A 23,559-nucleotide genomic window follows, 5' to 3' on the forward strand; every position below is an offset into this window, starting at 1 on the left:
GGCGGGGAGACTCAGCGGGGCCGCGTCCCCTTTCCCTCCCCGCCCAGCTGCTGGGTAATCCGGTGGGCCTCCGCCATCAGGAGGCCGCCCAGTTCTTCCTGGCGGTCGGGCCGGAAGCGCGGCTCAATGCCGGTCAGGGACAGCGCCCATGCGGGCCGGCCGGACGGGTCGAACACCGCAGCGCCCATGCCCCAGCTTCCCTCCAGCACCAGCCCGGGATTCACCGAGTAGCCGTGCAGGCGTGTCCGCGCGAGGTTTTCACGGACCAGCTCGCGCGGGTGGCCGGCAGCGAAGGCTCCGGCGTGGCCCGTCCACCCGTCCAGCAGCTCCTCCTGCTCAGCCTCCGGCAGGAAAGCCATGATGGCGGTTCCGGCGGAGGCGACGCCCAGGGGGAACCGGACCCCCTCGTGCAGCACGAAGGAACGGACCGGGAAGCTTCCCTCCTCCCGCAGCAGGCACACCGTTTCCGCGCCGCGGCGGATCGAGAAGAAGGCGCTCTCACCGGTGGCTTCGGCCAGCCGGCGAAGGCTGGGGCGGGCGATGTCCTCCAGGGGAAACCGCGCGGACGCAACGGAACCCATCAGGAGGATTTCCGGTCCCAGCACCCAGTTGCCGCTCGCCGGGTCATGGTCCAACAGCCCTTCCGATGCCAGGGAGGACAGCAGCCGGTGGACGGTGGGCCGGGTGAGGCCCGATTCGCTCACCAGCCCCGCCAGGGACATGCCGTCAGCGCTCCGTCCCACCAGCCGTAATAATCCGGCGATGCGGCTGACCACCTGCGCGCCCTGCACGGGAAGATTGCTCATTTTCCACCTCACATGTCCACAATATGGATAGAGGTCAGCATATCGTCCACAGTGTAAAAAGCGGCAAAGAGCATGGAAATACAACCCTTGACACCCATCAAGCGACGCCCGTAGCCTCAGTTTTCAGATCATCCATCCACAAAGTGGACAAACCAAATTCTCGATGAGGAGACGCCATGACCAAGCTCCAAGCATCCGCCGCTGATGCCCTCCGGGACGCACTGCAAGACGGTATGACCCTCGCGGTTGGAGGCTTCGGATTGAGCGGCATTCCGGCCGACCTCATCGAAGCCGTCCGCGATTCCGGCGTCAAGGACCTGACCGTGGTGTCCAACAACATGGGGGTGGACGGGAAGGGCCTGGGCGTCCTGATCGAAGCCGGCCAGGTCCGGAAGGTCATTGCCTCGTACGTTGGGGAAAACAAGCTGTTCGCTGAGCAGTACATTGCCGGCCGCCTCGAAGTGGAGTTCACGCCGCAGGGCACCCTGGCGGAGCGCCTCCGCGCCGGCGGCGCCGGCATTCCCGCCTTCTACACCAAAACGGGCGTGGGCACCCTGGTTGCGGAGGGCAAGCCGCACGAGGTGTTCGACGGCGAAACGTACGTCCGGGAGCGCGCCATCACTGCCGACGTCGCACTGGTCCACGCCCACACTGCCGACACGGACGGCAACCTGATCTACCGCTACACCGCACGGAACTTCAACCCGGTGGTCGCCACGGCAGGCAGGCTGACCATCGCGGAGGCCGAGGTGATTGTGGAGCCAGGCGGGCTGGACCCGAACCACGTGGTGACGCCGGGCGTCTTCGTCCAGCGCCTCGTGCAGGCCACAGCCCGGACCAAGGACATCGAGCAGCGCACCGTCCGGCAGCGCCCTGTTGCCGTTGAAACCGAAGCACTGTCCGTCTAAGCGCCCAACAACACTGAAGGAGAAACCCATGGCCTGGACCAGGGATGAAATGGCTGCAATCGCAGCCGAGGAACTGAACGACGGCGACTACGTGAACCTGGGCATCGGCATCCCCACGCTCGTGGCCAACAACCTCCCCGAGGGCGTGCGCGTGGTCCTGCAAAGCGAAAACGGCCTGCTGGGCATGGGCCCGTTCCCGTACGAGGGCGAGGAGGACGCGGACCTCATCAACGCCGGCAAGCAGACCGTGACCGTGCTGCCCGGCGGGAGCATCTTCGACTCAGCCACCTCCTTCGGCATGATCCGCGGGGGGCACGTCAAGGTGGCCATCCTGGGGGCCATGCAGGTTTCCGGCAACGGGGACCTGGCCAACTGGACCATCCCCGGAAAAATGGTCAAGGGCATGGGCGGCGCCATGGACTTGGTGGCCGGAACACCGCGGGTAGTGGTCCTCACCGAACACAACGCCAAGGACGGCACCGCGAAGATCGTACGCGAATGCACTCTTCCGCTGACCGGGCTGAGCTGCGTGGACCGGATCATCAGCGACCTTGCCGTCTTCGACCTCGTCAAGAAGGACGACGGCGGGCGGCGGCTCACGCTCACCCGCCTGGCGCCGGGCGTGACGCTGGGCGAGATCCATGACAAGACCGACGCGGAATTCGACATCGCCCTCGAGCGCGAAGGAGCCATCGCATGAGCCTGCAGGAACAGTTCGGCAAGGACGTCCTGATCACCGGTTGGGGGCACAGCCGATTCGGCAAGCTCACCGAGGAGACCCTCGAATCGCTGATTGTCCAGGTGGCAACCGACGCCATCACCACCGCAGGGGTTGAGCCCGGGCAGATCGACGAGATCTATATTGGCCAGTTCAACTCCGGCATGATGCCCCTGGCTTTCCCGTCTTCCCTGGCGCTGCAGGTTTCCCCGGAGCTGGCAAACGTGCCCGCCACCCGGGTGGAGAACGCCTGCGCCTCAGGATCTGCAGCGTTCCAGCAGGGCACTAAGTCCCTGCTGGCGGGCACCGCGAAGACGGTCCTGGTCATCGGGGCAGAGAAGATGACCCACGCCGGAGCAGACGTGGTGGGCGCCGGGCTGCTGGGCGCAGACTACGACATGGCCGGCAAGGCCTCCACCACCGGATTCACCGGCCTCTTCGCCGAGGTGGCCAAGCACTACGCAAAGCGCTACGACGCCGACGGGAGACTGGGCGACGTGCTGGGAACCATCGCCGCAAAAAACCACCGCAACGGCGTGGACAATCCCTACGCGCAGCTCCGCAAGGACCTCGGCGAGGAGTTCTGCCGCACCGTCTCGGACAAGAACCCCATGGTGGCCGACCCGCTGCGCCGCACCGACTGCTCCCCCGTCTCCGACGGCGCCGCCGCCGTCGTGCTGTCCAGCTCACCCACGGGCGGGGCAACTGCGCCCGTGCGGCTTGCCGGATTCGGCCAGGCCAACGACTTCTTCCCCGCCGCGCGCAGGGACCCCACGGCGTTCGAAGCCACGCGGGTGTCCTGGCAGCGCGCCCTGGCGATGGCCGGCGTCGGACTTCAGGACCTGGACTTCGCCGAAGTCCACGACTGCTTCACCATCGCCGAACTGCTCATGTATGAGGCCATGGGCCTCGCCGAACCCGGCCAGGGCGCCCGCGTCCTCGAGGAAGGCTGGGTGTACAAGGACGGAAAACTGCCCATCAACCTCTCCGGCGGCCTCAAGTCCAAGGGCCACCCGGTCGGTGCCACCGGCGTATCCCAGCATGTCCTGGCCGCGATGCAGCTGACCGGCACCGCGGGCGACATGCAGCTGGGGAACCCGCGCCGCGCCGCCGTCCAGAACATGGGCGGCGTGGGCATCGCCAACTACGTCAGCATCCTCGAAGCCGTCTGAAAGCAACGCGGCAGGAGCTACCGGCCGCGGATCAGCGCTGCGATCTCCGCGAAGCCCAGCCGCTCGGCGTTCTGCAGGGCGGTCCGCCCTTCGGGATCGCGGATGTCCGGGTCCGCCCCGGCTTCGAGGAGCAGGCGTACCACCTCCTGCTGCCGCGGCCCGCCGTCGTTCAGGAGGATGGCCTCCTGCATGGCGGTCCAGCCCAGGTTGTTGACGTGGTTGACCGGGACTCCCGCGGCGATCAGGATGCGGACTGTTTCCACATGGCCGTGTTCGCTGGCCGGAATCAGGGCAGTGCCGCCGTAACGGTTGATGCTGGCCACGTCCGCACCCGCGGCCAAGGTCAGCTGCAGCACCACGTTGAATCCTTCAGCGCCGGCATAGAGGAACGCGGAATCCTGGATTGAGTCCTTCGCATTGACGTTGCCGCCGCGGCTGATCAGCTCCTTCACAAGAGGCGCGTTGTTGGCCTTCGCGGCGGCAATCAGCTCCTGGTCCAGCTGTGCCTGTTCTTCTGCGGACAGGGCCGGAGGGGACACCGTGCCGGGAGCCGGCGCTGAGGATGGCGTTGGATCCGGGGCGGGTGCTGGGCTGGCAGGTGCCTGGCTGGTGGATGCCGGCTTCTGTGCAACTGCACTGGACTGCACATCCTGCGGACCGCCCTGCGGTGCCTGGCACGCGGCAAGGAACACCGCCAGCCCGCCGGCGACCACCACAGCCGCACCCCTCAAGCGCCTCATACGGGAAGCCTACTTGGCAGTCCCCGCGCCGGGGATCGCGTTCGCCCCTGCCATGGCGCAGGCTTCGTCGAGGGCGCCGTCGGGAGCCCCGCCAACGCCGATGCCGGCCACGGACACGCCATTGACCTTCAGCGGAACGCCGCCAGCCAGGAAGAGGGTGCCCGGGAGGTCGGCGATGGAGGGGCCGGTTCCGTTGATCCGCTTGGCGAGTTCGCTGGTGGGGGCACCAAAGGCGGCGGCCGTGTACGCCTTCTGCTTGGCGGCCTCGATGGTGTGTTCTGCTGCGTTGTCACCCCGGAGCAAAGCCTGGACGGTTCCAAACCGGTCCACCAGGGCCACCGTGACAAAGGGAAGCTTGTCCGCCTGGCACTTGGCCAGCGCGGCACTCACGGCAGTGGCCGAGGCCCCCACGCTGATGCGGTTCTGCTGGACGACGGTCTCCGGCGCGGGCGCGATGTCCACGGCAGGGACAGCCACGGGCGCGGAGCCGGTTCCGGCGTTGGCGGCCGCAGTGGCCCCGGCGGTGAGGACAAGTGCGCCGGCGGCTGCTGCGGCAAGTGCTTTGTGGGACTTCTTCATGGTGTCTCCTCGGATCGGCAAACTTTCAGGGTGGATACGGATCCATCCTTCCGGCCGCGCCGGCGCCTGCCATCGGGCCTTCGTCTGGACACTGCTCCGACCAAAGGCCAGCCGTATCAGCCAAATGGCTGAGAGCCCTGCAACGGCGGGGGCAATAGCATGGGAGGGAGCGTTCCCCACCACAGAACGGGACATCCCATGCCTACCCGAGTTCACGGCGCTGCGCCGGCCGCTGCTGCCGCGTCTGCAGACCCGGTCCCCCGGAACCCAGGCCGCGCCGGGCTGGGCAGCATCGACACCGCGGTGCATCTCGGTTTTGCGGTGCTCCTGGTGGCATCCGTGGTCCGTTACGTCATGCGGCACAGCCCCGCGGACAATCTCCTGATCCTGGGCCTGGCTGCGGCAGCCTCCCTGTTGTACGCCGCGGTGGCCGTGCTCGCCGGCCGCGGCAGGCCCGGGATGGCGTGGATGTTCGCGCTGGTGGCCGTCTGGGCGGTCCTGGTGATCGCGGCGCCCAGCTTTGCCTGGTGCTCTTTCGCACTCTTTTTCCTTTGCCGCAGCGCGCTGTCCGGCACCGCTGCGTACGTCGCGGCAGGAACCACGGCGGCCGCCACTGCCGCCGGGCTGTTCAAGATGAGCAGCGGCACTGACCTTGCCATGCTGCTGGGGCCGCTGGCCGTTGGCCTCATGCTGACCCTGGTCTATGACCGCATCCAGCACGACGCCGAGGCACAGCGCCGCCTGCACGCGGAGGTTTCGCGCGCCCAGGGGCAGCTGGCCGCCAGCGAGCGCCGGGCCGGTACCATCGCCGAACGCGAACGGGTTTCCCGGGAAATCCACGACACCGTCACCCAGGGGCTGGCGAGCAGCCTGCTCCTGCTGGAGGCTGCAGGACGGGCCTGGCCAAGCGCCGCCGCCCAGGCTGACCTCCGGCAGGCCACCACATTGTTGCGGGGGAACCTGTCCGAAACCCGCAGCCTGGTCCACGAGCTTGCTTCCCCCGGCCTGGACTCCTCGCCCCTGCCGGAGGCGCTTCTCCTCGCCGCCAGGCAGTATGTTCCGGAGGCCCGGCTCCTGGTCACCGGCGAGCCGCGGCCCGTTTCCGCCGACGTCCGCCACGCGCTGCTGCGGGTGGTCCAGAGTGCGGCCTCCAATGTCAGGCTGCACGCCTCCGCCAGTGCCGCCACCGTGACCCTCGGCTTCCTCCCGGAGGCCGTCACGCTGGACATTTACGACGACGGCGCCGGCTTTGATCCGGCGGCGGCAGCACCGCCGTCGGACGCCGGAGGCTACGGCCTGCGGGCGATGCGGCAGCGGGTGGAGCAACTGGGCGGTGTCTTCTCGGTGGAAAGCGCCCCGGGCGAGGGCACCATCGTGGCGGCCCAGCTCCCCGCGCCGGCCGCCCGGCAGGATGCGGAGGACAGCGCATGAACGCCATCACTGTACTGCTGGTGGATGACCACCTGGTGGTGCGCAGCGGCCTGCGTGCCCTGCTGGGGACCCAGCCGGATATCGACGTGGTGGCGGAGGCCTCCTCCGGGGAGGAAGCCCTCGAACGGGTCCAGGAGCATTCGCCGGCCGTTGTGGTCATGGACCTGGCCATGGGCCCGGGAATGGACGGCATCGAGGCGATCCGCCGAATCCGCGAAAGCAACGGCCGGCAGGCGATCCTGGTCTTCACCACCTACGACTCTGACGCTGACATTGTGCGGGCAGTGGATGCCGGCGCCATGGGGTACCTGCTGAAGGATGCCGCTCCGGAAGAAATTTTCGCGGCCATCCGCGGCGCCGTCCAGGGCAAAAGCGTGATGAGCCCGCCGGTGGCGTCCCGGCTGTTCCAGCAGTTGCGCAACCCGGACGAGATCCTGACTCCCCGGGAAGCCGAACTGCTCAGCCTCCTCACCGAAGGCCTCAGCAACCGCGAACTGGGCCAGCGCCTTTTCATCTCCGAAGCCACCGTCAAAACCCATCTCGCGCACATCTACGCCAAGCTCGGAGTGGAAACCAGGGCGGCCGCAATTGCGACGGCAATACGCCGCGAAGGCATGCGCTGACCAGGTGAAACCGTGTTTACCCTTGCAAGCAGGCCGCCAGCCCCGTACGTTGGGGACAGCGGGGGACGTTCTCCGCACACTCCGGGGTGAAAACCCGGAGAGAGAATCAGAGTCACATGAAGGAATGCAGCCATGGCAACAGGCACAGTTAAATGGTTCAACGCCGAAAAGGGTTTTGGCTTCATTGCCCCCGATGACGGGTCCGCTGACGTTTTCGCCCACTACTCGGCAATCGCCAGCAGCGGCTACCGCTCACTGGACGAAAACCAGAAGGTCGAATTCGATGTGACCCAGGGCCCCAAGGGCCCGCAGGCAGAGAACATCCGCCCGCTCTAAGACTTGGAAAACTCCGGCGGCTGCCGGAGCTACCATCCAGCGGCTTCTCCAGCACTTGTTGGAGGGGCCGCTGTTTTGCGTTCCGGGGGTTCGCTGCCGCCCGCGCCGGACGCCTTTTTGGGATAATTGAGGCATGACCGGACAAGGCCAGGACAAGGATCCGTGGGAAGAATTCGATTCCCTTGGGCCCGCCGCGCCGGACCGGGTTCCCGGGCACCCCGGTGGTGAGCCCCTGGGTTTTGGCTTCCGCACGGGGGTACGCAGCGCCCGGGTTGCCGTGGGTTTCGCCACCTACACCCTTGCCCTGGGCACAGTCCTGGCGCTCACCGGCTGCATTGTCTTCATCTCCCAGGAACAGTGGCTGCTGGTGGGCCTGATGCTCCTGATCGAAGCGGTCTTCGTCCTGGCGTTCACCCGGCTGGTGGCCCAAGCCCGGAACCGCCGGCCCCGGAAGGGCACGCCGCGGAACCGCCCGGCCGGTTGACAGGGCCCATCGCCCCTCCCCGCCGGCACCCCTTGACCTTGACGCTGCGTCAACCCGTACGCTCGGATCATGGAAGAAACCGGGACCGGAACAGCAAAGGACTGGTCCATCCAGGACGTGGCCAGGATGGCCGGCACCACCAGCCGGACCCTCCGCCACTACCACGACATCGGGTTGCTGAAGCCGAGCCGGGTGGGCAGCAACGGCTACCGCTACTACGACGGCACTGCCCTGGTGCAGCTGCAGCGGATCCTGCTCCTCCGTGAGCTGGGCCTGGGGCTGCCCGCCATCGCGGAGGTCTTCCACCAGCAGACGGATGCCGTGAAGGCGCTGACCCGCCACCTGGAATGGTTGCGGCAGGAGCAGGACAGGCTGTCCCGGCAAATCCTGTCCGTCCGGCAAACGATCGAAACAGCACAAGAAGGAGGCGAACTCATGGCCGAAAACATGTTCGACGGCTTCGACCACACGCAGTACAAGGACGAGGTGGAGGAACGCTGGGGCAAGGAAGCCTATGCGAAGAGCGATTCCTGGTGGCGGGGAATGGGCGAGGCGGAGAAGCGGGAGTGGAAGGCCCGCTCCGAACAGCTGGGGAAGGACTGGCTGGCCGCCGCCGGTTCGGGCGCAGCCCCCGAGAGCCCCGAAGCGCAGGACCTCGCCCGGCGCCACGTTGCATGGTTGGAATCCATCCCCGGTACGCCTGCCGCGGAGAACGGCGGGGACACGAAGGGCTACGTGACCGGACTCGCGGACATGTACGTTGCCGACCCCCGGTTTGCCGCGAATTACGGAGGTGAGGAGGGTGCCGGCTTTGTGCGGGATGCCCTGCGCATCTTCGCTGAGAGGAACCTGTAGGAGCGGCTGAAGGCTACGGTTCAGGCCAATGTTTCCTACCGCAACGGTCTGGCCAGCCGGTTGCCGGCAACCGCGACGGTGCCGGCAAGAGCTGCCGCGACCATGGCCCTGCGCCCGGCAGTCCGCCATCCGCCGCCCCAGCCTCCACGGACGGTTCCCTTCCGAAGTGCCTCCGACGCCTGGTGCAGGTTTCCGGCAGTGACCGGGGTGGACCGCCGCCGGGAAAGCTGGCTCGTGTCCACCTGGCGGGCGGTGGCGGCCTCGACGGCACCGGGGGTAACACGGTGCTGCAGGACGAGCAGCCGTCCGGTCAGTCCTCCCACGACGGTTTCGCGGCGCGGGTGGGCTACCACCTTGACCACGGCCTTCGCCACCCGCTCCGGGGTATACACGGGAGGCATCGCCACCGCCCGGCGGCCGGAGTAGTTTGCTGCATGCTGATAGAAGGGGGTGTCAATGGTGGCCGGAAGGACGCTGCACACCTTCACCCCGGACACTCCGTCGCGCGCCAGTTCCGAACGCAGGCTGACGCTGAGGGCACGGTTCGCGGCTTTGGAGATGGAATAGGCGGCGGAGTAAGGCAACGGAATTTCCCCCACGATCGAGGCGACATTGACCAGGACGCCCGAGTTCTGGGCTGCCAGGCGGGCAAGTGCCGCCCGTGCACCGTTGACATAGCCGGAAATATTGACGTCCAGGACGCGCTGAAACTCCTTTGGCGGCACCTCGCACAGCCGGCCAAAAGCACCCACGGCCGCGTTGTTGACCCAAACATCCAGCCGGCCGAACTCCCGGACGGCCCGCGCCGCCAGCTCCTCCACCGCGTCAGGATCAGTGACATCGGTGGGAACCGCAATGACCTTGGCGCCGCGCTTCCTGCACTCCCTGGCCACTGTTTCGAGGGATTTCGCCCCGCGGGCAGCCAACACCAGCCGCGCACCCTTGCCCGCGAAGCGAAGTGCGGCGGCCCGGCCGATGCCGCTTGAAGCGCCTGTAATAACCACCACAGAATCCTTGACCCGCATCATGATTCCTTCCCGCACCCCCACCGAACGTGGAGCCAGAAAACTAAGTAGGCTTACCTCTTCGATGCTAGCGAGGCACGGCCCGCGGGACAACGTTCCAGCCACCCCTTAAGCGTTGTCAGATGAACGCAGGCTGTCAGGTGAAGGCACCCCTGTCAGGTGAACGCAGAGATGCCGGTGACTGCCCGCCCTACCAGAAGCGAGTTGATCTCGTAGCTGCCTTCGTAGGTGTAGAGGATTTCGGCGTCCCCGAACAGCTTGGCCATTTCGTAGTCGCTGCTAATGCCGTTGCCACCCAGCAGCGAGCGGCCCATGGCCACCGAGGAACGGGCGAGGCGGGTGGTGGTGGCTTTTGCCATGGCGGCCTGCGCCATCTCCAGCGTGCCATCCGCCTGGATCCGTGCCAGCTGCACCATAAGCGAGAGCGACGCCGAGGCGTTGCCCAGGATGTCCGCGAGCTGCTGCTGGACCAGCTGGAATCCCGCCAGTGGCCTGCCGAACTGCCGGCGCTCCAGCGCATACTCCCGGGCAACATCGAAGGCCGCCAGCTGGATCCCCGCCGCCTGCCACCCCACCCAGGCACGCGAATCCCGCAGCAGCCCATTGGCTGAAGCAAAGTCGGCGGCCCCCGGGAGGAGGTTGCCAGCCGGAATCCGGACGTCCTCCAGCACGATGTCGGCGTTTTGCATGATGCGCAGCCCGATTTTGTTGGAGATCTTGGTGGCCGAGTAGCCGGGACGGTCGGTTTCCACGATGAAGCCCTTGATGGCCTGGTCCGCCTCGTCCCGGGCCCACACCAGCGCGAAGTCGGCGATGGTTCCGGCACCGATCCAGCGTTTTTCCCCGTTCAGGATCCATTCGGTGCCTGCCCGCCGGGCGGAAGCCTCCAGCCCCCTGGAGATGTCGGAGCCGTGGCCGGGCTCCGTCAGGGCGAAGGCCCCCAGCTGGGCGAAGTTCCTGAGGCCGGGCAGCCAGCGGCGCCTCTGCTCGTCGGATCCCAGCTGGCCGACCATGCCGACAATCAGCTCGTTATGGATGCCGGCCAGGGCAGAGAGGGATACATCGGCGCGGGCCATCTCCACGTACATCAGCCCTTTGAACAGGGCCGAGCTGCCGTCCACCTGCAGGGCGCCCAGCCCATGCCTGCCCATGTCCGCCAGCAGGCCGAAGGGAAATTCCTCGCGGTTCCAGTATTCGACGGATGCCTGGCGGACGGACGCCTGGAGGAACTCCCGGATGCGGGCATACCGTTCCCGCTCCGGAGGCGGCAGGAGCTCCACGATGTGCATCAGGTCCGCGTCGGGAAACGGCGGCTCGCCGCCGCCACGTCTTTGGGGCTGCACGGGCTACGATCCCTTCCCTCGCCAAACCGTTGGATGTCCTAGTATATTCACAGGCTTTTCGGAAAGGGGCTGGCATGGGTACTCCGTTGTCCCGCGATCCCATTGCTGACGCCCGGCGCAACTGGGAAGAGCATGGCTGGCCGGAAGTTGCCGCGCCCATGGCCGCCATTACGGCGGTGATGCGCACCCAGCAGATCCTCCTGGCCAGGATCGAAGCAACACTTAAACCGTTCGGCCTCACGTTTGCCCGCTACGAACTCCTGGCGCTGCTGAGCTTCGCGCGGAAGGGCTCGCTGCCCATGAAGAAGGCCAGCGCCCTGCTCCAGGTCCACCCCACCTCCATCACCAACGCCGTGGACCGGCTTGAACGGGCCGGCCTGGTGGCCCGCTCACCACATCCCACGGACGGCCGCACCACTCTCATCGAGCTCACCGGTGAGGGGCGCAGCCTGGCGAAGCGTTCGACGGCGGCCCTGAACAGTGAGGTGTTCAGCGATCCAGGGTTCAGTCCCGGCGACGTTGACCAGTTGATCCGGATCCTCGGGGATTTCCGGCGGAATGCCGGCGACTTCGCCGATTGACGGGAGCCTTCACAGGGTCAGCGCCATGGTCAAGCAGAGGTCAGCGCCGGGCCTTCGCCCGCTTGACCCGCCTGGCAACGAGCAGGACCACGGTGACCACCAGGGCGGCGTACACCGCGTAGTTGAGGAACCGGGAGTACTGCTCGATCAGCCGGTACTGGGTGCCCAGCAGGTACCCCAGGCCAATCAGGGCGCCGTTCCACAGCCCGCTGCCGGCCAGGGTGTACAGGCTGAAAGTTCCCAGCGGCATCGACGCGGCACCGGCGGGGAGGGAGATCAGGCTGCGCACCCCCGGAAGGAGCCGGCCAAAGAAAATGGAGGACCTGCCGTGGCGGCGGAACCACCCGGCCGCATGCTCGAAGTCCTCACGGTCCACCAGGGGCAGTTTGGACAGGCCGCGGATGGACCGCTCCAGCCCCAGCTTCGCTCCGAGCCAGTAGAGCAAGAGCGCTCCCAGATAGGCGCCAAGGGTACTCGTGACAAAAACGAGGACCAGGTTCAGGGACCCCTGCTTGGCCAGGTACCCGGCGAGCGGCAGGATCACCTCGCTGGGGATGGGCGGCACCACGGTTTCAGCAAGGGTGAATGCGCCTACGCCCCATTCGCCAAGGCTGTCGATGGCCCGCGCCGCAACGCCCACCAGTCCGCCCAGCCCGTCAGTCGGGCTTGCGGCCCCCGTCGCTGTCACCAACATCAACTCTCCCCCGATTCCCGCTGCATCGCCTCTGCGGCTCCTGCCGGTCTTTTCTACCTTACGGTCCTGAGCGCAAGCTGGCAGCCGGGAAAACCCCCTACTGTTTCCCTGCCGGTTTGGCCCGCACGTGCATCCGCTCCCCCTGCGTCCCGAACAGGCTCAGGAACTCCACGGCCTTTCCGTCGGCCCTGCCGAACCAATGCGGTATCCGCGTGTCGAACTCGGCGGCTTCCCCCGAGCGGAGGACAAGATCCTGGGTTCCCAGCACCATGCGCAGCTTTCCATTGAGCACATACAGCCACTCGTAGCCCTCGTGCACCTGGGGGTTGGGCTCCTCCAGCGGCCCGGGAGGCAGGATGTGCTTGTAGGCCTGGATGCCGCCCGGCTTCCGGGTCAGCGGAACGATGGTCATGCCCCTCGCCACGATGGGCCGCAGGTGTACGCGGGGGTCGCCCGTGTCCGGCGCGCCCACCAGCTCGTCCAGGGGGACCTGGTGTGCCTTTGCCAGCGGCAGGAGCAATTCCAGGTTTGGCCGGCGCTGGCCGGCTTCGAGCCGGGACAGCGTGCTCACCGAAATTCCGGTTTCCTGTGCCAGCGCGGTCAGCGTGACATCGCGGCTGAGGCGGAGGGCCCGCAGTCGCGGGCCAACAGCCGCCAGCACGTCGTCGAGGTTTTCATCCATCCTCGAATTTTGCCATACCAGCAAATTACTTTGCCAACAGTTCCATAAGGGGCACACGATGAATCCATGACTGAAAAGGGAAATACCAAGAGTGCCGATTCCATCTATGACGTCGTGATAGTGGGCGGCGGTGCTGCCGGCTTGAGCGCAGCCCAGATGCTGGGCCGTACCCGGCGTTCAGTGGCGGTGGTGGACAGCGGCCAGCCACGGAACGCTCCGGCAGAGGGTGTGCATGGCTTTTTGTCCCGTGACGGCATCGACCCGGCAGAGCTGTTGGCCATCGGGCGTGCCGAGGCGGAGCACTACGGTGCCGTGGTTGTGCGGGGTGAGGTAATGGCCACCAGCGGCGACGTGCGCCGGGGCTTCGAGGTGACGCTCGACGACGGGAGGCAGCTTCGCGGCCGGCGACTCCTGGTCACCACCGGACTGGTGGATGAGCTGCCGGACATTCCGGGGCTTCAGGAGCGGTGGGGCAAGGACGTGCTGCACTGCCCCTTCTGCCATGGCTGGGAGGTGCAGGACCAGGCCATCGGCATCCTCGGCAACGGCCCGTGGTCGGTGCACCAGGCCCTGCTGTTCCGGCAGTGGAGCAGCAACATCACCCTGTTCCTCAATGACAGGACGGATCCCTCGGACGGGGAGCACGAACAGCTGGCCGCCCGCGGGGTCAAGGTGGTTGCAGGCGCCGTGGAAGCGGTGAGGGTGGAAAACGATGCCCTGCGCGGGGTGGCGCTGGCGGGCGGACCGGAGGTGGCGGTGGACGCCGTGGTTGTGGGAGCACGGGTCCATTCCCGCCTCGCGGCGTTTTCCGGCCTGGGCCTGTCCGCCACAGCGCACCCGATGGGCATCGGTGACTACCTCGAAACCGACGCCGATGGCGCCACCGCCGTGCCCGGCGTCTGGGCAGCGGGCAACGTCACGGACCTGAGGGCGCAGGTGCTGGCGTCCGCCGCAGCCGCGGCGTGGACCGCCGTCGTGATCAACAACCACCTGATGGCTGAAGAACTGGACCGCGACGTCAGCGCCTACCGGGAGTCCCTGGCGCTTACCGGTGCCTAAAGTCCGGCTGGCGCTTTTCCGTGAACGCCGCCATGCCTTCTTTCTGGTCCTCTGTGGCAAAGAGGGAATGGAAGAGCCGGCGCTCGAACAGGACCCCCTGGGCGAGCCCGGTTTCGAAGGCGGCGTTCACTGCTTCCTTGGCCGCCATGGCCACGGGCTTGGATTTGCCCGCGATAACGTCGGCGGCTTTGAGCGCCTCGGCCACAACGTCCTCGGCAGGAACAACCCGTGATACCAGGCCGCACCGGTCGGCCTCCTCCGCCCCGATGAACCGGCCGGTCAGGATCAGGTCCATCGCCTTGGCCTTGCCCACGGCCCGGGTCAGCCGCTGGGACCCGCCCATGCCGGGGAGGACGCCCAGGTTGATTTCCGGCTGCCCGAACTTGGCGTTGTCCCCGGCGATGATGAGGTCGCACATCATGGCCAGTTCGCACCCTCCGCCGAGGGCAAACCCGGACACCGCGGCGACAGTGGGGATGCGCAGCCGCGTGAAATCCTCCCACCCCCGGAACCAGTCAGCCGCGTACATGTCCATATAGCCCTGGGACGCCATTTCCTTGATGTCGGCGCCGGCGGCGAACGCTTTGCCTGATCCGGTGATCACCACCGCTCCCACCCCGGGATCGGCATCCATGGCGGTCACGGCGGAAACCAGCTCCTCCATGGTGGCCTTGTTCAGCGCATTCAGCGCCTGCGGCCGGTTGAGTGTCACCAGGCCCACCCGGCCCCGCTGCTCCACCAGGATGTTGGCGTACTCCGTCATTCAGGGCTCCCGTCGTCGTGTGCTGTCGTGGCCGGCGCCGCAGGCGTTGCCGGCGCCTTCCCCGGGGCATCCGCGCCCTGGTTTCCGGATTTCTCCCGGATATCGGTGATGATCGCGGAGAAGTCCCGGCCGGCGCCGCCTTCCGCGGCAAACGTATCGTAGATTTCGGCGGCGAGGGGGCCCATCCGTCCCGCCACCCCGGTGCTGCGGAGGGCGTTGACCGCGAGGTTGAGGTCCTTGGCCATGAGCGCGCCGGCGAATCCCGGCTGGTAGTCCCGGTTGGCCGGGCTGCCGGGAACAGGGCCGGGCACCGGGCAGTTGGTGGTCAGGGCCCAGCACTGCCCGGAAGCGGCCGAGGCAACATCGAAGAGGGCCTGGTGGGTCAGGCCCAGCTTTTCGCCGAGCACGAAGGCCTCGCTGACGGCGATCATGGACACACCCAGGATGAGGTTGTTGCAGACTTTGGCGGCCTGGCCTGCCCCGTGTGCCCCGCAGTGCACCACGCGTTTGCCCATCACCTCCAGCAGCGGGCGGACGGCCTCGAAGTCTTCCGCGTCCGCGCCCACCATGAAGGTGAGGGTTCCGGCTTCGGCGCCCACTACGCCGCCGGAGACCGGGGCGTCCACGGAGCGGTGGCCTGCCTCGATAGCCAGACGCGCCGCCTCGCGTGCCTCGTCAACGTTGATGGTGGAGCAGTCCAGGAACAGGGTCCCGGGAGCGGCTGTTGCCAGCAGGCCCGGCTCCCCGGAGGTTCCGCGGTAGGCGTCGAGCACCTGCTGGCCGCTCTGGAACATGGTCAGCACCACGTCAGCACCCCTCAGTGTCTCCGTGGCGCTGCCCGCAACCGGGATTCCCTGGGCCCTGGCCGCTTCGAGGGCAGCCGGGACCACGTCGAACCCGGCCACCCCATAGCCTGCCCTGACCAGGTTCGCGGCCATGGGCCCGCCCATGTGCCCCAGGCCCAGGAAGGCCACGGTGTACTTTTCAGACATGGTCCGTCTCCTCTAGTTGCAGTCCCCCGCCTGCACGGAGGTCCAGTTCCCTGCCGTCCAGCGGTTCGAAAAAGCGGGCAACGTGTTCCGGAAGCACCTCCCCGAGCGTTGGCGGCGTCCAGCGGGGCGTGCGGTCCTTGTCCACCACCTGCGCGCGGATGCCCTCGCGGAAGTCGGGGCCGGACAGGAACCGCAGGCCAACCCGGTATTCCTGGGCCAATGCCTCGTCCAGCGCCAGTGTCCTGGCCCGCCGCAGGGATTCCAGCGTGACCTTGACCGACGTGGGAGACTTCCCTTCGATGGTGTCAGCGGCGTGTGCCGCGTCCGCCGTGCCTTGTCCGTTCCAGCTGCGGAGCCGCCGGACGATGTCCTCGGCCTCGGCGAAGGCGTAACAGGCGTCGATCCACTCGCGCTGGCCGGCCAGCACCGAGGGCGGAGGTACGGCAGTAAAGCGTCCGACGGCGTCTTCCGCGCTTTCCTTCTCCAGCGCGGCCACGAGTCCGGGCAGCCGCTCAGACGGGACGTAGTGGTCCGCCAGTCCCAGGTGCAGCGCGTCCGGACCGGTCAGGTGCGCCCCGGTCAGGGCGGCGTGGGTTCCCGCTTCCCCCGGTGCGCGGGCCAGCAGGAATGTCCCGCCGACGTCGGGGGCGAATCCGATGGTGGTCTCAGGCATGCCCGTCCGGGTGCGTTCTGTGACCACGCGGACGGATCCGTGGGCGGAAATTCCCACCCCGCCGCCCAGCACCAGCCCGTCCATGAGCGCTACATACGGCTTGGGATAACGCGCAATCAGGGAATTGACCCGGTACTCCGTTTGCCAGAAAGCTGCGGTCCGGGCACCGCCCTGCGGAATGTCCTCGTAGATTGCCACGATGTCCCCGCCCGCGCAGAGGCCCCGCTCTCCGGCGCCCTGCACCAGGACGGTGGCTATGCCGTCGTCATCGGCCCAGGCGGTCAGCTGCTCCAGGAGCAAGCCCACCATGCCGGCGGTCAGTGCGTTGACTGCCCTGGGCCTGTTGAGGGTGGCCACCCCTAGCCGGCCGCGGCGCTCGAACAGCACGTCGGAACTGGTTGCATCCCCCTGCACCTTGTCCGCGCGGCCGGAAGTGCCCGCCATCAGCTTCCCTCCGGCATCACGAAGCTGGCCCCGTGGCGTATTCCGGACGGCCAGCGCGTGGTGACGGTCTTGGTCTTGGTGTAGAAGCGGAAGGCGTCCGCGCCGTGCTGGTTCAGGTCGCCGAAGCCGGAGGCTTTCCAGCCGCCAAAGGTGTAATAGGCGAGGGGAACGGGGATGGGAACGTTGATCCCCACCATGCCCACGTCCACCCGGGTGGCGAAATCGCGGGCGGCATCGCCGTCGCGGGTGAAAATGGCTACGCCGTTGCCGTAGGGGTTGTCGGTGCACAGCCGGAGGGCTTCGTCGTAGCCGGCCGCCCGGACAACACTGAGGACCGGGCCGAAGATCTCCTCACGATAGAGGGCCATGTCCGGGGTGACGTGGTCGAAGAGGGTGGGCCCCACCCAAAAGCCGTCGTCATAGCCCGCTACGCGAAGCCCGCGGCCGTCAGCAAGGAGGGTGGCGCCGTCGTCCACGCCTGCCCGGATGCAGCCTTCGATGCGTTCCTTGGCGGCGGCCGTCACTACGGGACCGAAGTCCGTGCCCGCCTCCAGGCTGTGCCCTACCTTGAGGGCCTTGACCCGTTCCTTGAGCCTGGCCACCAGCCGGTCAGCGGTATCCTCGCCCACCGGCACGGCCACGGAGATTGCCATGCAGCGTTCACCGGCCGAGCCGTAGCCGGAACCGATCAGGGCGTCGGCGGCCTGGTCAAGATCCGCGTCCGGCATGACCACCATGTGGTTCTTGGCCCCGCCGAAACACTGGGCTCGCTTGCCGTGCGCGGCAGCTGTGGCGTAGATGTACTGGGCGATGGGTGTGGACCCCACAAAGCCCACAGCCTTGACCCGGGGGTCCTCAAGCAGCGCGTCCACGGCTTCCTTGTCGCCGTTGACCACGTTGAACACACCGTCCGGCACGCCCGCCTCGCTGTAGAGTTCCGCCAGCCGGAGCGGCACCGAAGGGTCCCGCTCCGAGGGTTTCAGGATGAATGCGTTGCCCGCGGCCAGGGCCGGACCCGACTTCCACAGCGGAATCATGGCGGGAAAGTTGAAGGGGGTTATGCCGGCCACCACGCCCAGCGGCTGGCGGAGCGAATGGATGTCGATTCCCGCGCCTGCTTCGCTGGAGAACTCACCTTTGAGCAGGTGGGGTGCACCGGCCGCGAACTCCACCACTTCCAGGCCCCGCTGGATATCTCCCCTGGAATCGGCGAGGGTCTTTCCGTGTTCGGAGGACAAGAGCCGGGCCAGCTCGTCCATGTTGCGGTTGACGAGGTCCACGAAGGCGAGCAGGATCCTGGCCCGCCGTTGCGGGTTCATCGCTGCCCATTCCGCCTGGGCCTTGCCGGCGGCCGCTACCGCGTTCTGCACCTCATCCCGGCCCGCCAGCGGAACCCGGGCCTGGACGCGTCCGGTGCAGGGATCGAAGACGTCGCCGAAGCGGCCTGAAGTTCCGGGGGTCTGCTGACCGCCGACGTAATGGGAGAGCTCGCGCACCATGGCTAATGCTCCTTCGCATGTGGTCCAGGTCATCTTTGGTTGCGAATATACTCGGACTTCCTACTAAGTTCCATCCGCCGTTTCAGACCCTGGAAGCGCCCGCCCAGGCTTCAGCCACGCTTTACCAGCGGTGCTGCCGCCACGGTAAGTTAGGAACTGTGAAGATAGCTACCTGGAATGTGAACTCGCTCCGTGCCCGCGCCGACCGCGTTGAAGCCTGGCTTCAGCGCAGCGATTGCGACGTCCTGGCCATCCAGGAGACCAAGTGCAAGGACGACAACTTTCCGTGGGAACTCTTTGAACGGATGGGCTACGAAGTGGCCCACTTCGGCGTGAACCAGTGGAACGGCGTAGCCATCGCTTCCCGCGTGGGGCTCGAAGACGTGGAGCGGACGTTCCTTGACCAGCCCTCCTTCGGCAAGGCCGGCAAGGACCCCGTGCAGGAAGCCCGGGCCATGGCAGCAACGTGCGCAGGCATCCGGATCTGGAGCCTCTACGTTCCCAACGGACGCTCGCTGGACGACGAACACATGCCCTACAAGCTCAAGTGGCTGGAGAGCCTCAAGACGCACGCGCAGGGACTCGTCACCGAGAACCCCCAGGCCCAGGTTGCGCTGATGGGCGACTGGAACATCGCGCCCTTCGACGACGACGTCTGGGACATCGACCTGTTCGTGAACAACCGGTCCACCCACGTCAGCCCGCCGGAGCGTGCCGCATTCCACGCCTTCGAATCCGCCGGCTTCACGGACGTAGTCCGCCCCTACACCCCGGGCCCCGGCGTCTACACATACTGGGACTACACCCAGCTGCGCTTCCCCAAGCGCGAAGGCATGCGGATCGACTTCGTCCTGGCGTCCCCCGCCCTGGCGGGCCGGGTCACCGGCGCCTCGATCGACCGCGAGGAACGCAAGGGCAAGGGCGCCTCGGACCACGCCCCCGTGCTGGTGGAACTGGCGGATTGATGGCAGCCCCCTGGACCCTTCCAAGGAGACCGTGATGACCGGAAACCTCTACCGGGGCCAGGCCGGCCTGCCATTCTCCTCGACCCTGCGCGTCTACGAACCCCTCGACGCGTTCCCGGAAGAGCAACGCCCGGCCATCCAGGCCGCCGGCGCACGCACCGCCTCGCGTGCCGCCGTCGAAAACGCTGAACTGCTGGCATCCCTGGGCCGCATCACGCGCTCCGGCGGTGATCCGTTCCCCACGGGCCGCACCGACCTGGTCCGCGTCACCACGGCGCCGGCTTCCCAGGGCGGAACGTCCGACGACGACGCCGCTGCCGAGCCGGTGCTCCTGTACTGTCCCAGCCAGCTGGTCCTGCGGGCGGGGCTGGCGGCCAATGCCCTGATGGAAGGGATCCACGGTCCGCTGGCCGAACTGTTGATCCCCGAGGAGCAGCGGGACCGGCACCAGGAACGGATCGACCTGGTCAAGGCCCGCGACGGTTCCATCCGGGTGCACACGCGGGCGTCCACGTGGGGAATCCCATTCAGCTGGTTCTCGCTGTTCATGGAGTCGGACCACAAGGACGTTGTGGAGGCCGCCGGGCGGATCCTGACCGTGCGGGTGTGGGCGCCCATCACCGAAGCGTTGGAACGCGCCCGGTACGCGGTCGCCAATCTGGCGCTGGCGGCACCTGACCTGGACATGCTGGACGATCTGGCCCAGCTCACGGAGTGGCTGGAACAGTTCCACGTGGAGTCCATGGTGGAACTGGATTATGGCGCCGTGGCGGACAAGGTGTATCCGGACGATTCCCCCATGGACATCCGGCTGGGCATCGAGTGCCTTGCGGAGGGCGACATGACTGGAGCCGCGGCCGCGTACCGCCGGCTGGCGTCCCGGTGGATCCCCATCCGGCAACTGGCCCGCGCGTCCTGACGGCCGCGCGCCTTAGCGTTTAGCAGGCTGTTAGCCCTGCGGCGGGGCCGTGGTACGCCGCACGATAAGTTCGTGGGGTGCGACGGCGGACTGGACTGATCCCAGTTGGCCGTCCAGTTCGTCAAGGAGCATCTTGGTGGCCAGCTCCGCCTGTTCATCCGGGCGCTGCCCTACCGTGGTCAGGCCCATGGGATCGGCAAAATCGTGGTTATCGATGCCCACCACCGAGAGGTCCTCCGGCACCCGGACACCAAGCCTGGATGCTTCGAAGATGACCCCCATGGCCATTTCGTCCGAGGCGCAGAAGATGGCGGTTGGCTTGCCGCCGGGCCTGGACCACAACCTGCGAAGGGCTTCCTGCCCGCTCCGCACGGTGAAGTCGCCCCATTCGTCCCACTCCGGCCGGGTGGGAAGTCCGGCCGCCGTCATCACGTCCTTGAACGCCAGGATACGTACGCGGGGAACATCGAAGTTGAGGTCAGTCTCGTCGTCGCCATGCAACAGGGCGATGTCCCGGTGGCCCAGGTCGATGAGGTGCCGGACCGCTGTTGAGGCGGCGGCGTAGTCATCGATGCCGATGTAGGCGCACTCTTCCACATGGCCGCCCACCACAACCAGCGGGATATCGATCTTCTGCAGGTGGTCCAGCTCTTCGTGCGTCAACGCCATACACAGGACCAGGAGGGCGTCAATCTGCTTGTAGACCATGGTCTTACTGAACAGCCGTTCCCGGTTGCTGCCGTGCCCGCCCAGGTTGAAGAGGGAGAGGTTGTAGTGCCGGGCATGGAGTTCCCGGTCAGCCCCCTCAATGGCCTTGGAAAAGAACCACCGGCTGACGAACGGGGCCAGAACGCCGATGGTCTTGGTGCGGCCGGTGGCAAGGCCGGAGGCGGACGACGACGCTACGTAGCCCAGGTTCGCGGCAACCTCGAGGATCTTTTCCCGCGTTGCCGGCGAAACCCGGGGCAGTCCCCGGACCGCCCGCGACACGGTGGCAGTTGAGACACCTGCCGCCGCAGCAACGTCCTCGATACTGACGCCGTTGTGGCCGCCCCGTTGGGACCTCTCAGTTGTGCGTGCCACGGTGTCCCCTCAATAACTCCTTGCAGCGTAAGGCGCTCCGCCCTGCGTTACCCCAAACCTTCGTATTTTTGCATCCCGTCCAGGCATGGTGTTAAACGCAGCGGGATGTGACCTGTTACCTGCGTGCCGGGAGCTTGCGGCGGAGCCGCACCATGCCGTACAGCGCCAGGAGCGCTGCCAGCAGGCCAAGGGCCCAGCCGAGGGCGGGCTGGGCCGTCACCTCCATCCAGACGGTGACGACCAGCAGGACCAGCGCCCAAAAACCGAGGAATCCGATGATGATGTCGAAGTCCTCGCCGGACCTGGCACGCCGGCGGCTGCTTCCCGCCCCCGTCGAGCGGGAACGGGAAGCGTCGCCCGTCACTTGACTGCACCTGCTGTCAGGCCGGCCACAATCTTGCGCTGGAATACCAGCACCAGGATCACCAGCGGAATGGTGACGATGGTGCCTGCGGCCATGATGGCCGTGTACGGGATCTGGTTGGGCTGCGCGCCGGCAAAGCTGGCAATGGCAACCGTGACCGGTTTCGTGGCCTCATTCGACAGCTGGCTGGCGATCAGGAACTCGTTCCAGGAGGAGATGAACGCCAGGATCGCGGTGGTGAAGATGGCCGGTGCTGCCAGGGGCATGATCACCTTCCGGAACGCCTGGCCCTGAGTGCAGCCGTCAACACGGGCTGATTCCTCGAGCTCCCACGGCATCTCGCGGAAGAAGGAGGTCAGGGTGTAGACGGTGAGCGGCAGGACGAAGGAGATGTTCGGGATGATCAGGGCCTGGTAGCTGCCCATCCAGCCGATGTTGGTGAACAGCTGGAACAGCGGGGTGATAAGGGCAACGCCGGGGAACATGGAAGCGCCCAGGATGAAGCCCAGAACCAGGTACTTGAACCGGAAGTTCAGGCGCGCCAGTGCATACGCGGCGAACACACCGATCACCAGCGAGATCACAGTGACAGTGACGCCAATGAAAATACTGTTCAGCAGCGCCTGGCCGAACCTGTTGCCGAACGAGGTATCGAAGGCCGTGATGAAGTTGTCCAGCGTCACGTGCGTCGGCCACGGCGTGGTGTCGTAGGTGAAGCCAACCTCACGGAACGCCGTCACCACCATCCAGTAAGCGGGTGCAAGGCACCAGATCAGGATCACGGCGGCGCTGATGTACGTGCGGGCGCTCGCCCACTTCTCCCGGGTCTGCGAAGCTTTACGCCCCTTGTCCTGCTGCGCCCGCAGTGCGGTGGAGGCAGATGTGGTTGTCATTTCTTCCCCTTGCCGGTGGCTCCGCTTTGTTCCACAACGTTCGCACCAAGGAACCGGACGAAAATGAATGCGACCAGGAAGATGATGATGAACGTAATTGTGGACAACGCGGCTGCTGAATTGAACCCTTGCCTGATTTGGTTAATCACCAGGATGGACAGCGTGGTGGTGTTGTTGGCACCGCCGGTGAGGATGTACGGAAGGTCAAACATACGCAGCGCGTCCAGGGTACGGAACAGGATCGCCACCATCAGGGCCGGTTTGACGAGCGGAAGCGTGATCAGCCGGAAGCGCTGCCAGGCCGTGGTGCCGTCCACCTTTGCGGCTTCATACACTTCGGCAGGGATCATCTGCAGGCCTGCAAGGATGAGCAGCGCCATAAACGGCGTGGTCTTCCAGGTGTCGGCAATGATCACCGCCCATTTTGCGGGCCATTCACTGCCGGTCCACAGGATGGAGACATTGAACAGCTTGTTGATGATGCCGTTGAAATCGAACATAAAGAGCCACAGCTGCGCGGTAACGGCGGTGGGGATAGCCCATGGAACGAGCACGGCTGCGCGGACAAGGCCACGGCCCTTGAACGTCCGGGACATGATCATGGCCATCCAGAAACCGAGGACGGTTTCGAAGGCCACAGTAACCACCGTGAACAGGAATGTGGTGCCTGTCGCCGTCCAGAACTGGCCCCCGAGGGTGCCGGGCGGACAAGCGACCGTGCCGCCGCCTTGGGCCGCGCACTGCTGCCCCAGCCAGTTCACATAGTTCTGGATGCCCGCCGGGCCGCCGGCCGTAAACAGACCTGTAACCGGATCGAGTCCGGCGTCCTTCTGGAAGGACATGACGATCGCGCTGATGATCGGGTAAACGATCACAATGCCGAGCGCAATGATGGTGGGGGCAAGGAGCCATGTGGCCCACTTGCCCT

Annotated in this window: 27 protein-coding genes; 12 read left to right on the forward strand and 15 right to left on the reverse strand. The window is 66.6% G+C overall.

What is annotated here, in order from left to right:
• Nucleotides 1-11: 11 nt before the first annotated feature.
• The gene (locus P2Q66_RS15480; RefSeq protein ID WP_275729522.1) at nt 12-806 is read right to left on the reverse strand and encodes an IclR family transcriptional regulator; all 795 of its coding nucleotides are present in this window, start codon (nt 804-806) and stop codon (nt 12-14) included.
• Nucleotides 807-982: 176 nt separating this feature from the next.
• On the opposite strand from P2Q66_RS15480, the gene P2Q66_RS15485 reads away from it, so the two are divergent.
• The 3 genes from P2Q66_RS15485 to P2Q66_RS15495 are packed head-to-tail and all read left to right on the forward strand — an operon-like array spanning nt 983 to nt 3,604.
• Entirely contained in the window at nt 983-1,714 is a 732-nt protein-coding gene (locus tag P2Q66_RS15485; RefSeq protein ID WP_275729523.1) for a CoA transferase subunit A, read from the forward strand.
• A gap of 28 nt (nt 1,715-1,742) precedes the next feature.
• Entirely contained in the window at nt 1,743-2,414 is a 672-nt protein-coding gene (locus P2Q66_RS15490) for a CoA transferase subunit B (protein WP_079598426.1), read from the forward strand.
• Nucleotides 2,411-3,604 (forward strand): acetyl-CoA acetyltransferase, encoded by a 1,194-nt coding sequence (locus P2Q66_RS15495; protein ID WP_275729526.1) that lies wholly within the window; start codon nt 2,411-2,413, stop codon nt 3,602-3,604. Before P2Q66_RS15490 ends, P2Q66_RS15495 begins: the two co-directional genes overlap by 4 nt.
• Before the next feature lie 17 nt (nt 3,605-3,621).
• Here the strand turns inward: P2Q66_RS15495 and P2Q66_RS15500 are convergent, their stop codons facing one another.
• Both P2Q66_RS15500 and P2Q66_RS15505 read right to left on the reverse strand, forming a co-directional pair.
• The gene (locus P2Q66_RS15500; RefSeq protein WP_275729529.1) at nt 3,622-4,344 is read right to left on the reverse strand and encodes an ankyrin repeat domain-containing protein; all 723 of its coding nucleotides are present in this window, start codon (nt 4,342-4,344) and stop codon (nt 3,622-3,624) included.
• A gap of 9 nt (nt 4,345-4,353) precedes the next feature.
• The gene (locus P2Q66_RS15505; RefSeq protein ID WP_275729531.1) at nt 4,354-4,923 is read right to left on the reverse strand and encodes a heme-binding protein; all 570 of its coding nucleotides are present in this window, start codon (nt 4,921-4,923) and stop codon (nt 4,354-4,356) included.
• A gap of 198 nt (nt 4,924-5,121) precedes the next feature.
• Between P2Q66_RS15505 and P2Q66_RS15510 the strand changes: the two genes are divergently transcribed.
• From P2Q66_RS15510 to P2Q66_RS15530, 5 genes are all read left to right on the forward strand, one after another.
• On the forward strand, nt 5,122-6,354 hold the full coding sequence (locus P2Q66_RS15510) for a histidine kinase (protein WP_275729533.1): 1,233 nt from the start codon (nt 5,122-5,124) through the stop codon (nt 6,352-6,354).
• The gene (locus P2Q66_RS15515; protein WP_275729536.1) at nt 6,351-6,977 is read left to right on the forward strand and encodes a response regulator transcription factor; all 627 of its coding nucleotides are present in this window, start codon (nt 6,351-6,353) and stop codon (nt 6,975-6,977) included. Before P2Q66_RS15510 ends, P2Q66_RS15515 begins: the two co-directional genes overlap by 4 nt.
• Before the next feature lie 132 nt (nt 6,978-7,109).
• Nucleotides 7,110-7,313 carry a cold-shock protein gene (locus P2Q66_RS15520; RefSeq protein WP_013599688.1) on the forward strand — a complete coding sequence of 68 codons (204 nt, stop codon included), beginning with the start codon at nt 7,110-7,112 and terminating at the stop codon, nt 7,311-7,313.
• Nucleotides 7,314-7,446: 133 nt separating this feature from the next.
• Nucleotides 7,447-7,797: a hypothetical protein gene (locus tag P2Q66_RS15525; protein WP_275729558.1), complete on the forward strand. Its 351-nt coding sequence runs from the start codon at nt 7,447-7,449 to the stop codon at nt 7,795-7,797.
• A gap of 69 nt (nt 7,798-7,866) precedes the next feature.
• Complete coding sequence (locus tag P2Q66_RS15530; RefSeq protein ID WP_275729560.1) at nt 7,867-8,652, forward strand: MerR family transcriptional regulator; 786 nt, start codon at nt 7,867-7,869, stop codon at nt 8,650-8,652.
• A 35-nt stretch (nt 8,653-8,687) separates the two neighbouring features.
• On the opposite strand, the gene P2Q66_RS15535 is transcribed toward P2Q66_RS15530, so the two are convergent.
• Nucleotides 8,688-9,680, reverse strand: a complete 993-nt coding sequence (locus P2Q66_RS15535) for an SDR family oxidoreductase (protein WP_345795636.1) — start codon at nt 9,678-9,680, stop codon at nt 8,688-8,690.
• 152 nt (nt 9,681-9,832) lie between these two features.
• Nucleotides 9,833-10,966, reverse strand: coding sequence for an acyl-CoA dehydrogenase family protein (locus P2Q66_RS15540; protein WP_275729584.1), 1,134 nt, complete (start codon nt 10,964-10,966; stop codon nt 9,833-9,835).
• A gap of 128 nt (nt 10,967-11,094) precedes the next feature.
• Here P2Q66_RS15540 and P2Q66_RS15545 point away from each other — a divergent pair, with 128 nt between their 5' ends.
• Nucleotides 11,095-11,601 (forward strand): MarR family transcriptional regulator, encoded by a 507-nt coding sequence (locus tag P2Q66_RS15545; protein ID WP_275729561.1) that lies wholly within the window; start codon nt 11,095-11,097, stop codon nt 11,599-11,601.
• 40 nt (nt 11,602-11,641) lie between these two features.
• Here the strand turns inward: P2Q66_RS15545 and P2Q66_RS15550 are convergent, their stop codons facing one another.
• Together P2Q66_RS15550 and P2Q66_RS15555 are read right to left on the reverse strand one after the other, a co-directional pair.
• Nucleotides 11,642-12,295, reverse strand: a complete 654-nt coding sequence (locus tag P2Q66_RS15550; protein ID WP_079598438.1) for a DedA family protein — start codon at nt 12,293-12,295, stop codon at nt 11,642-11,644.
• A gap of 97 nt (nt 12,296-12,392) precedes the next feature.
• Complete coding sequence (locus P2Q66_RS15555; protein WP_275729563.1) at nt 12,393-12,977, reverse strand: XRE family transcriptional regulator; 585 nt, start codon at nt 12,975-12,977, stop codon at nt 12,393-12,395.
• Nucleotides 12,978-13,043: 66 nt separating this feature from the next.
• Here P2Q66_RS15555 and P2Q66_RS15560 point away from each other — a divergent pair, with 66 nt between their 5' ends.
• Nucleotides 13,044-14,036 (forward strand): NAD(P)/FAD-dependent oxidoreductase, encoded by a 993-nt coding sequence (locus P2Q66_RS15560; protein ID WP_275729565.1) that lies wholly within the window; start codon nt 13,044-13,046, stop codon nt 14,034-14,036.
• Here the strand turns inward: P2Q66_RS15560 and P2Q66_RS15565 are convergent.
• The 4 genes from P2Q66_RS15565 to P2Q66_RS15580 are packed head-to-tail and all read right to left on the reverse strand — an operon-like array spanning nt 14,023 to nt 18,407.
• Nucleotides 14,023-14,799, reverse strand: a complete 777-nt coding sequence (locus P2Q66_RS15565; RefSeq protein WP_275729567.1) for an enoyl-CoA hydratase — start codon at nt 14,797-14,799, stop codon at nt 14,023-14,025. The genes P2Q66_RS15560 and P2Q66_RS15565 overlap by 14 nt on opposite strands.
• Nucleotides 14,796-15,791 (reverse strand): 3-hydroxyisobutyrate dehydrogenase, encoded by a 996-nt coding sequence (mmsB, locus tag P2Q66_RS15570; protein ID WP_275729568.1) that lies wholly within the window; start codon nt 15,789-15,791, stop codon nt 14,796-14,798. The genes P2Q66_RS15565 and mmsB overlap by 4 nt, the downstream gene beginning before the upstream one ends.
• Nucleotides 15,784-16,908 carry an enoyl-CoA hydratase/isomerase family protein gene (locus P2Q66_RS15575; protein WP_275729570.1) on the reverse strand — a complete coding sequence of 375 codons (1,125 nt, stop codon included), beginning with the start codon at nt 16,906-16,908 and terminating at the stop codon, nt 15,784-15,786. The genes mmsB and P2Q66_RS15575 overlap by 8 nt, the downstream gene beginning before the upstream one ends.
• Nucleotides 16,908-18,407 (reverse strand): CoA-acylating methylmalonate-semialdehyde dehydrogenase, encoded by a 1,500-nt coding sequence (locus P2Q66_RS15580; RefSeq protein ID WP_275729571.1) that lies wholly within the window; start codon nt 18,405-18,407, stop codon nt 16,908-16,910. The genes P2Q66_RS15575 and P2Q66_RS15580 overlap by 1 nt, the downstream gene beginning before the upstream one ends.
• Before the next feature lie 158 nt (nt 18,408-18,565).
• Here P2Q66_RS15580 and P2Q66_RS15585 point away from each other — a divergent pair, with 158 nt between their 5' ends.
• Together P2Q66_RS15585 and P2Q66_RS15590 are read left to right on the forward strand one after the other, a co-directional pair.
• Nucleotides 18,566-19,372 carry an exodeoxyribonuclease III gene (locus tag P2Q66_RS15585; protein ID WP_079598410.1) on the forward strand — a complete coding sequence of 269 codons (807 nt, stop codon included), beginning with the start codon at nt 18,566-18,568 and terminating at the stop codon, nt 19,370-19,372.
• A 34-nt stretch (nt 19,373-19,406) separates the two neighbouring features.
• Nucleotides 19,407-20,291: a hypothetical protein gene (locus P2Q66_RS15590; protein WP_115526260.1), complete on the forward strand. Its 885-nt coding sequence runs from the start codon at nt 19,407-19,409 to the stop codon at nt 20,289-20,291.
• Between the two features lie 30 nt (nt 20,292-20,321).
• On the opposite strand, the gene P2Q66_RS15595 is transcribed toward P2Q66_RS15590, so the two are convergent.
• From P2Q66_RS15595 to P2Q66_RS15610, 4 genes are all read right to left on the reverse strand, one after another.
• Nucleotides 20,322-21,374 (reverse strand): LacI family DNA-binding transcriptional regulator, encoded by a 1,053-nt coding sequence (locus tag P2Q66_RS15595; RefSeq protein WP_275729574.1) that lies wholly within the window; start codon nt 21,372-21,374, stop codon nt 20,322-20,324.
• Nucleotides 21,375-21,489: 115 nt separating this feature from the next.
• Nucleotides 21,490-21,738: a hypothetical protein gene (locus P2Q66_RS15600; RefSeq protein WP_275729576.1), complete on the reverse strand. Its 249-nt coding sequence runs from the start codon at nt 21,736-21,738 to the stop codon at nt 21,490-21,492.
• Nucleotides 21,735-22,631 carry a carbohydrate ABC transporter permease gene (locus tag P2Q66_RS15605; RefSeq protein WP_275729578.1) on the reverse strand — a complete coding sequence of 299 codons (897 nt, stop codon included), beginning with the start codon at nt 22,629-22,631 and terminating at the stop codon, nt 21,735-21,737. The genes P2Q66_RS15600 and P2Q66_RS15605 overlap by 4 nt, the downstream gene beginning before the upstream one ends.
• On the reverse strand, nt 22,628-23,559 hold a 932-nt coding region (locus P2Q66_RS15610), incomplete at its 5' end, for a sugar ABC transporter permease (RefSeq protein ID WP_275729580.1). The genes P2Q66_RS15605 and P2Q66_RS15610, both read right to left, overlap by 4 nt.

This window comes from Arthrobacter sp. Cr_A7 (assembly GCF_029222765.1).
Classification (GTDB): domain Bacteria; phylum Actinomycetota; class Actinomycetes; order Actinomycetales; family Micrococcaceae; genus Arthrobacter.

Excerpts from the sequence above, each read along its gene's own strand:
- P2Q66_RS15480 (WP_275729522.1), bottom strand. The coding sequence starts at position 806 with ATGAGCAATCTTCCCGTGCAGGGCGCGCAGGTGGTCAGCCGCATCGCC.
- P2Q66_RS15485 (WP_275729523.1), top strand. The coding sequence starts at position 983 with ATGACCAAGCTCCAAGCATCCGCCGCTGATGCCCTCCGGGACGCACTG.
- P2Q66_RS15490 (WP_079598426.1), top strand. The coding sequence starts at position 1,743 with ATGGCCTGGACCAGGGATGAAATGGCTGCAATCGCAGCCGAGGAACTG.
- P2Q66_RS15495 (WP_275729526.1), top strand. The coding sequence starts at position 2,411 with ATGAGCCTGCAGGAACAGTTCGGCAAGGACGTCCTGATCACCGGTTGG.
- P2Q66_RS15500 (WP_275729529.1), bottom strand. The coding sequence starts at position 4,344 with ATGAGGCGCTTGAGGGGTGCGGCTGTGGTGGTCGCCGGCGGGCTGGCG.
- P2Q66_RS15505 (WP_275729531.1), bottom strand. The coding sequence starts at position 4,923 with ATGAAGAAGTCCCACAAAGCACTTGCCGCAGCAGCCGCCGGCGCACTT.
- P2Q66_RS15510 (WP_275729533.1), top strand. The coding sequence starts at position 5,122 with ATGCCTACCCGAGTTCACGGCGCTGCGCCGGCCGCTGCTGCCGCGTCT.
- P2Q66_RS15515 (WP_275729536.1), top strand. The coding sequence starts at position 6,351 with ATGAACGCCATCACTGTACTGCTGGTGGATGACCACCTGGTGGTGCGC.
- P2Q66_RS15520 (WP_013599688.1), top strand. The coding sequence starts at position 7,110 with ATGGCAACAGGCACAGTTAAATGGTTCAACGCCGAAAAGGGTTTTGGC.
- P2Q66_RS15525 (WP_275729558.1), top strand. The coding sequence starts at position 7,447 with ATGACCGGACAAGGCCAGGACAAGGATCCGTGGGAAGAATTCGATTCC.
- P2Q66_RS15530 (WP_275729560.1), top strand. The coding sequence starts at position 7,867 with ATGGAAGAAACCGGGACCGGAACAGCAAAGGACTGGTCCATCCAGGAC.
- P2Q66_RS15535 (WP_345795636.1), bottom strand. The coding sequence starts at position 9,680 with ATGATGCGGGTCAAGGATTCTGTGGTGGTTATTACAGGCGCTTCAAGC.
- P2Q66_RS15540 (WP_275729584.1), bottom strand. The coding sequence starts at position 10,966 with ATGCACATCGTGGAGCTCCTGCCGCCTCCGGAGCGGGAACGGTATGCC.
- P2Q66_RS15545 (WP_275729561.1), top strand. The coding sequence starts at position 11,095 with ATGGGTACTCCGTTGTCCCGCGATCCCATTGCTGACGCCCGGCGCAAC.
- P2Q66_RS15550 (WP_079598438.1), bottom strand. The coding sequence starts at position 12,295 with ATGTTGGTGACAGCGACGGGGGCCGCAAGCCCGACTGACGGGCTGGGC.
- P2Q66_RS15555 (WP_275729563.1), bottom strand. The coding sequence starts at position 12,977 with ATGGATGAAAACCTCGACGACGTGCTGGCGGCTGTTGGCCCGCGACTG.
- P2Q66_RS15560 (WP_275729565.1), top strand. The coding sequence starts at position 13,044 with ATGACTGAAAAGGGAAATACCAAGAGTGCCGATTCCATCTATGACGTC.
- P2Q66_RS15565 (WP_275729567.1), bottom strand. The coding sequence starts at position 14,799 with ATGACGGAGTACGCCAACATCCTGGTGGAGCAGCGGGGCCGGGTGGGC.
- mmsB (WP_275729568.1), bottom strand. The coding sequence starts at position 15,791 with ATGTCTGAAAAGTACACCGTGGCCTTCCTGGGCCTGGGGCACATGGGC.
- P2Q66_RS15575 (WP_275729570.1), bottom strand. The coding sequence starts at position 16,908 with ATGGCGGGCACTTCCGGCCGCGCGGACAAGGTGCAGGGGGATGCAACC.
- P2Q66_RS15580 (WP_275729571.1), bottom strand. The coding sequence starts at position 18,407 with ATGGTGCGCGAGCTCTCCCATTACGTCGGCGGTCAGCAGACCCCCGGA.
- P2Q66_RS15590 (WP_115526260.1), top strand. The coding sequence starts at position 19,407 with ATGACCGGAAACCTCTACCGGGGCCAGGCCGGCCTGCCATTCTCCTCG.
- P2Q66_RS15605 (WP_275729578.1), bottom strand. The coding sequence starts at position 22,631 with ATGACAACCACATCTGCCTCCACCGCACTGCGGGCGCAGCAGGACAAG.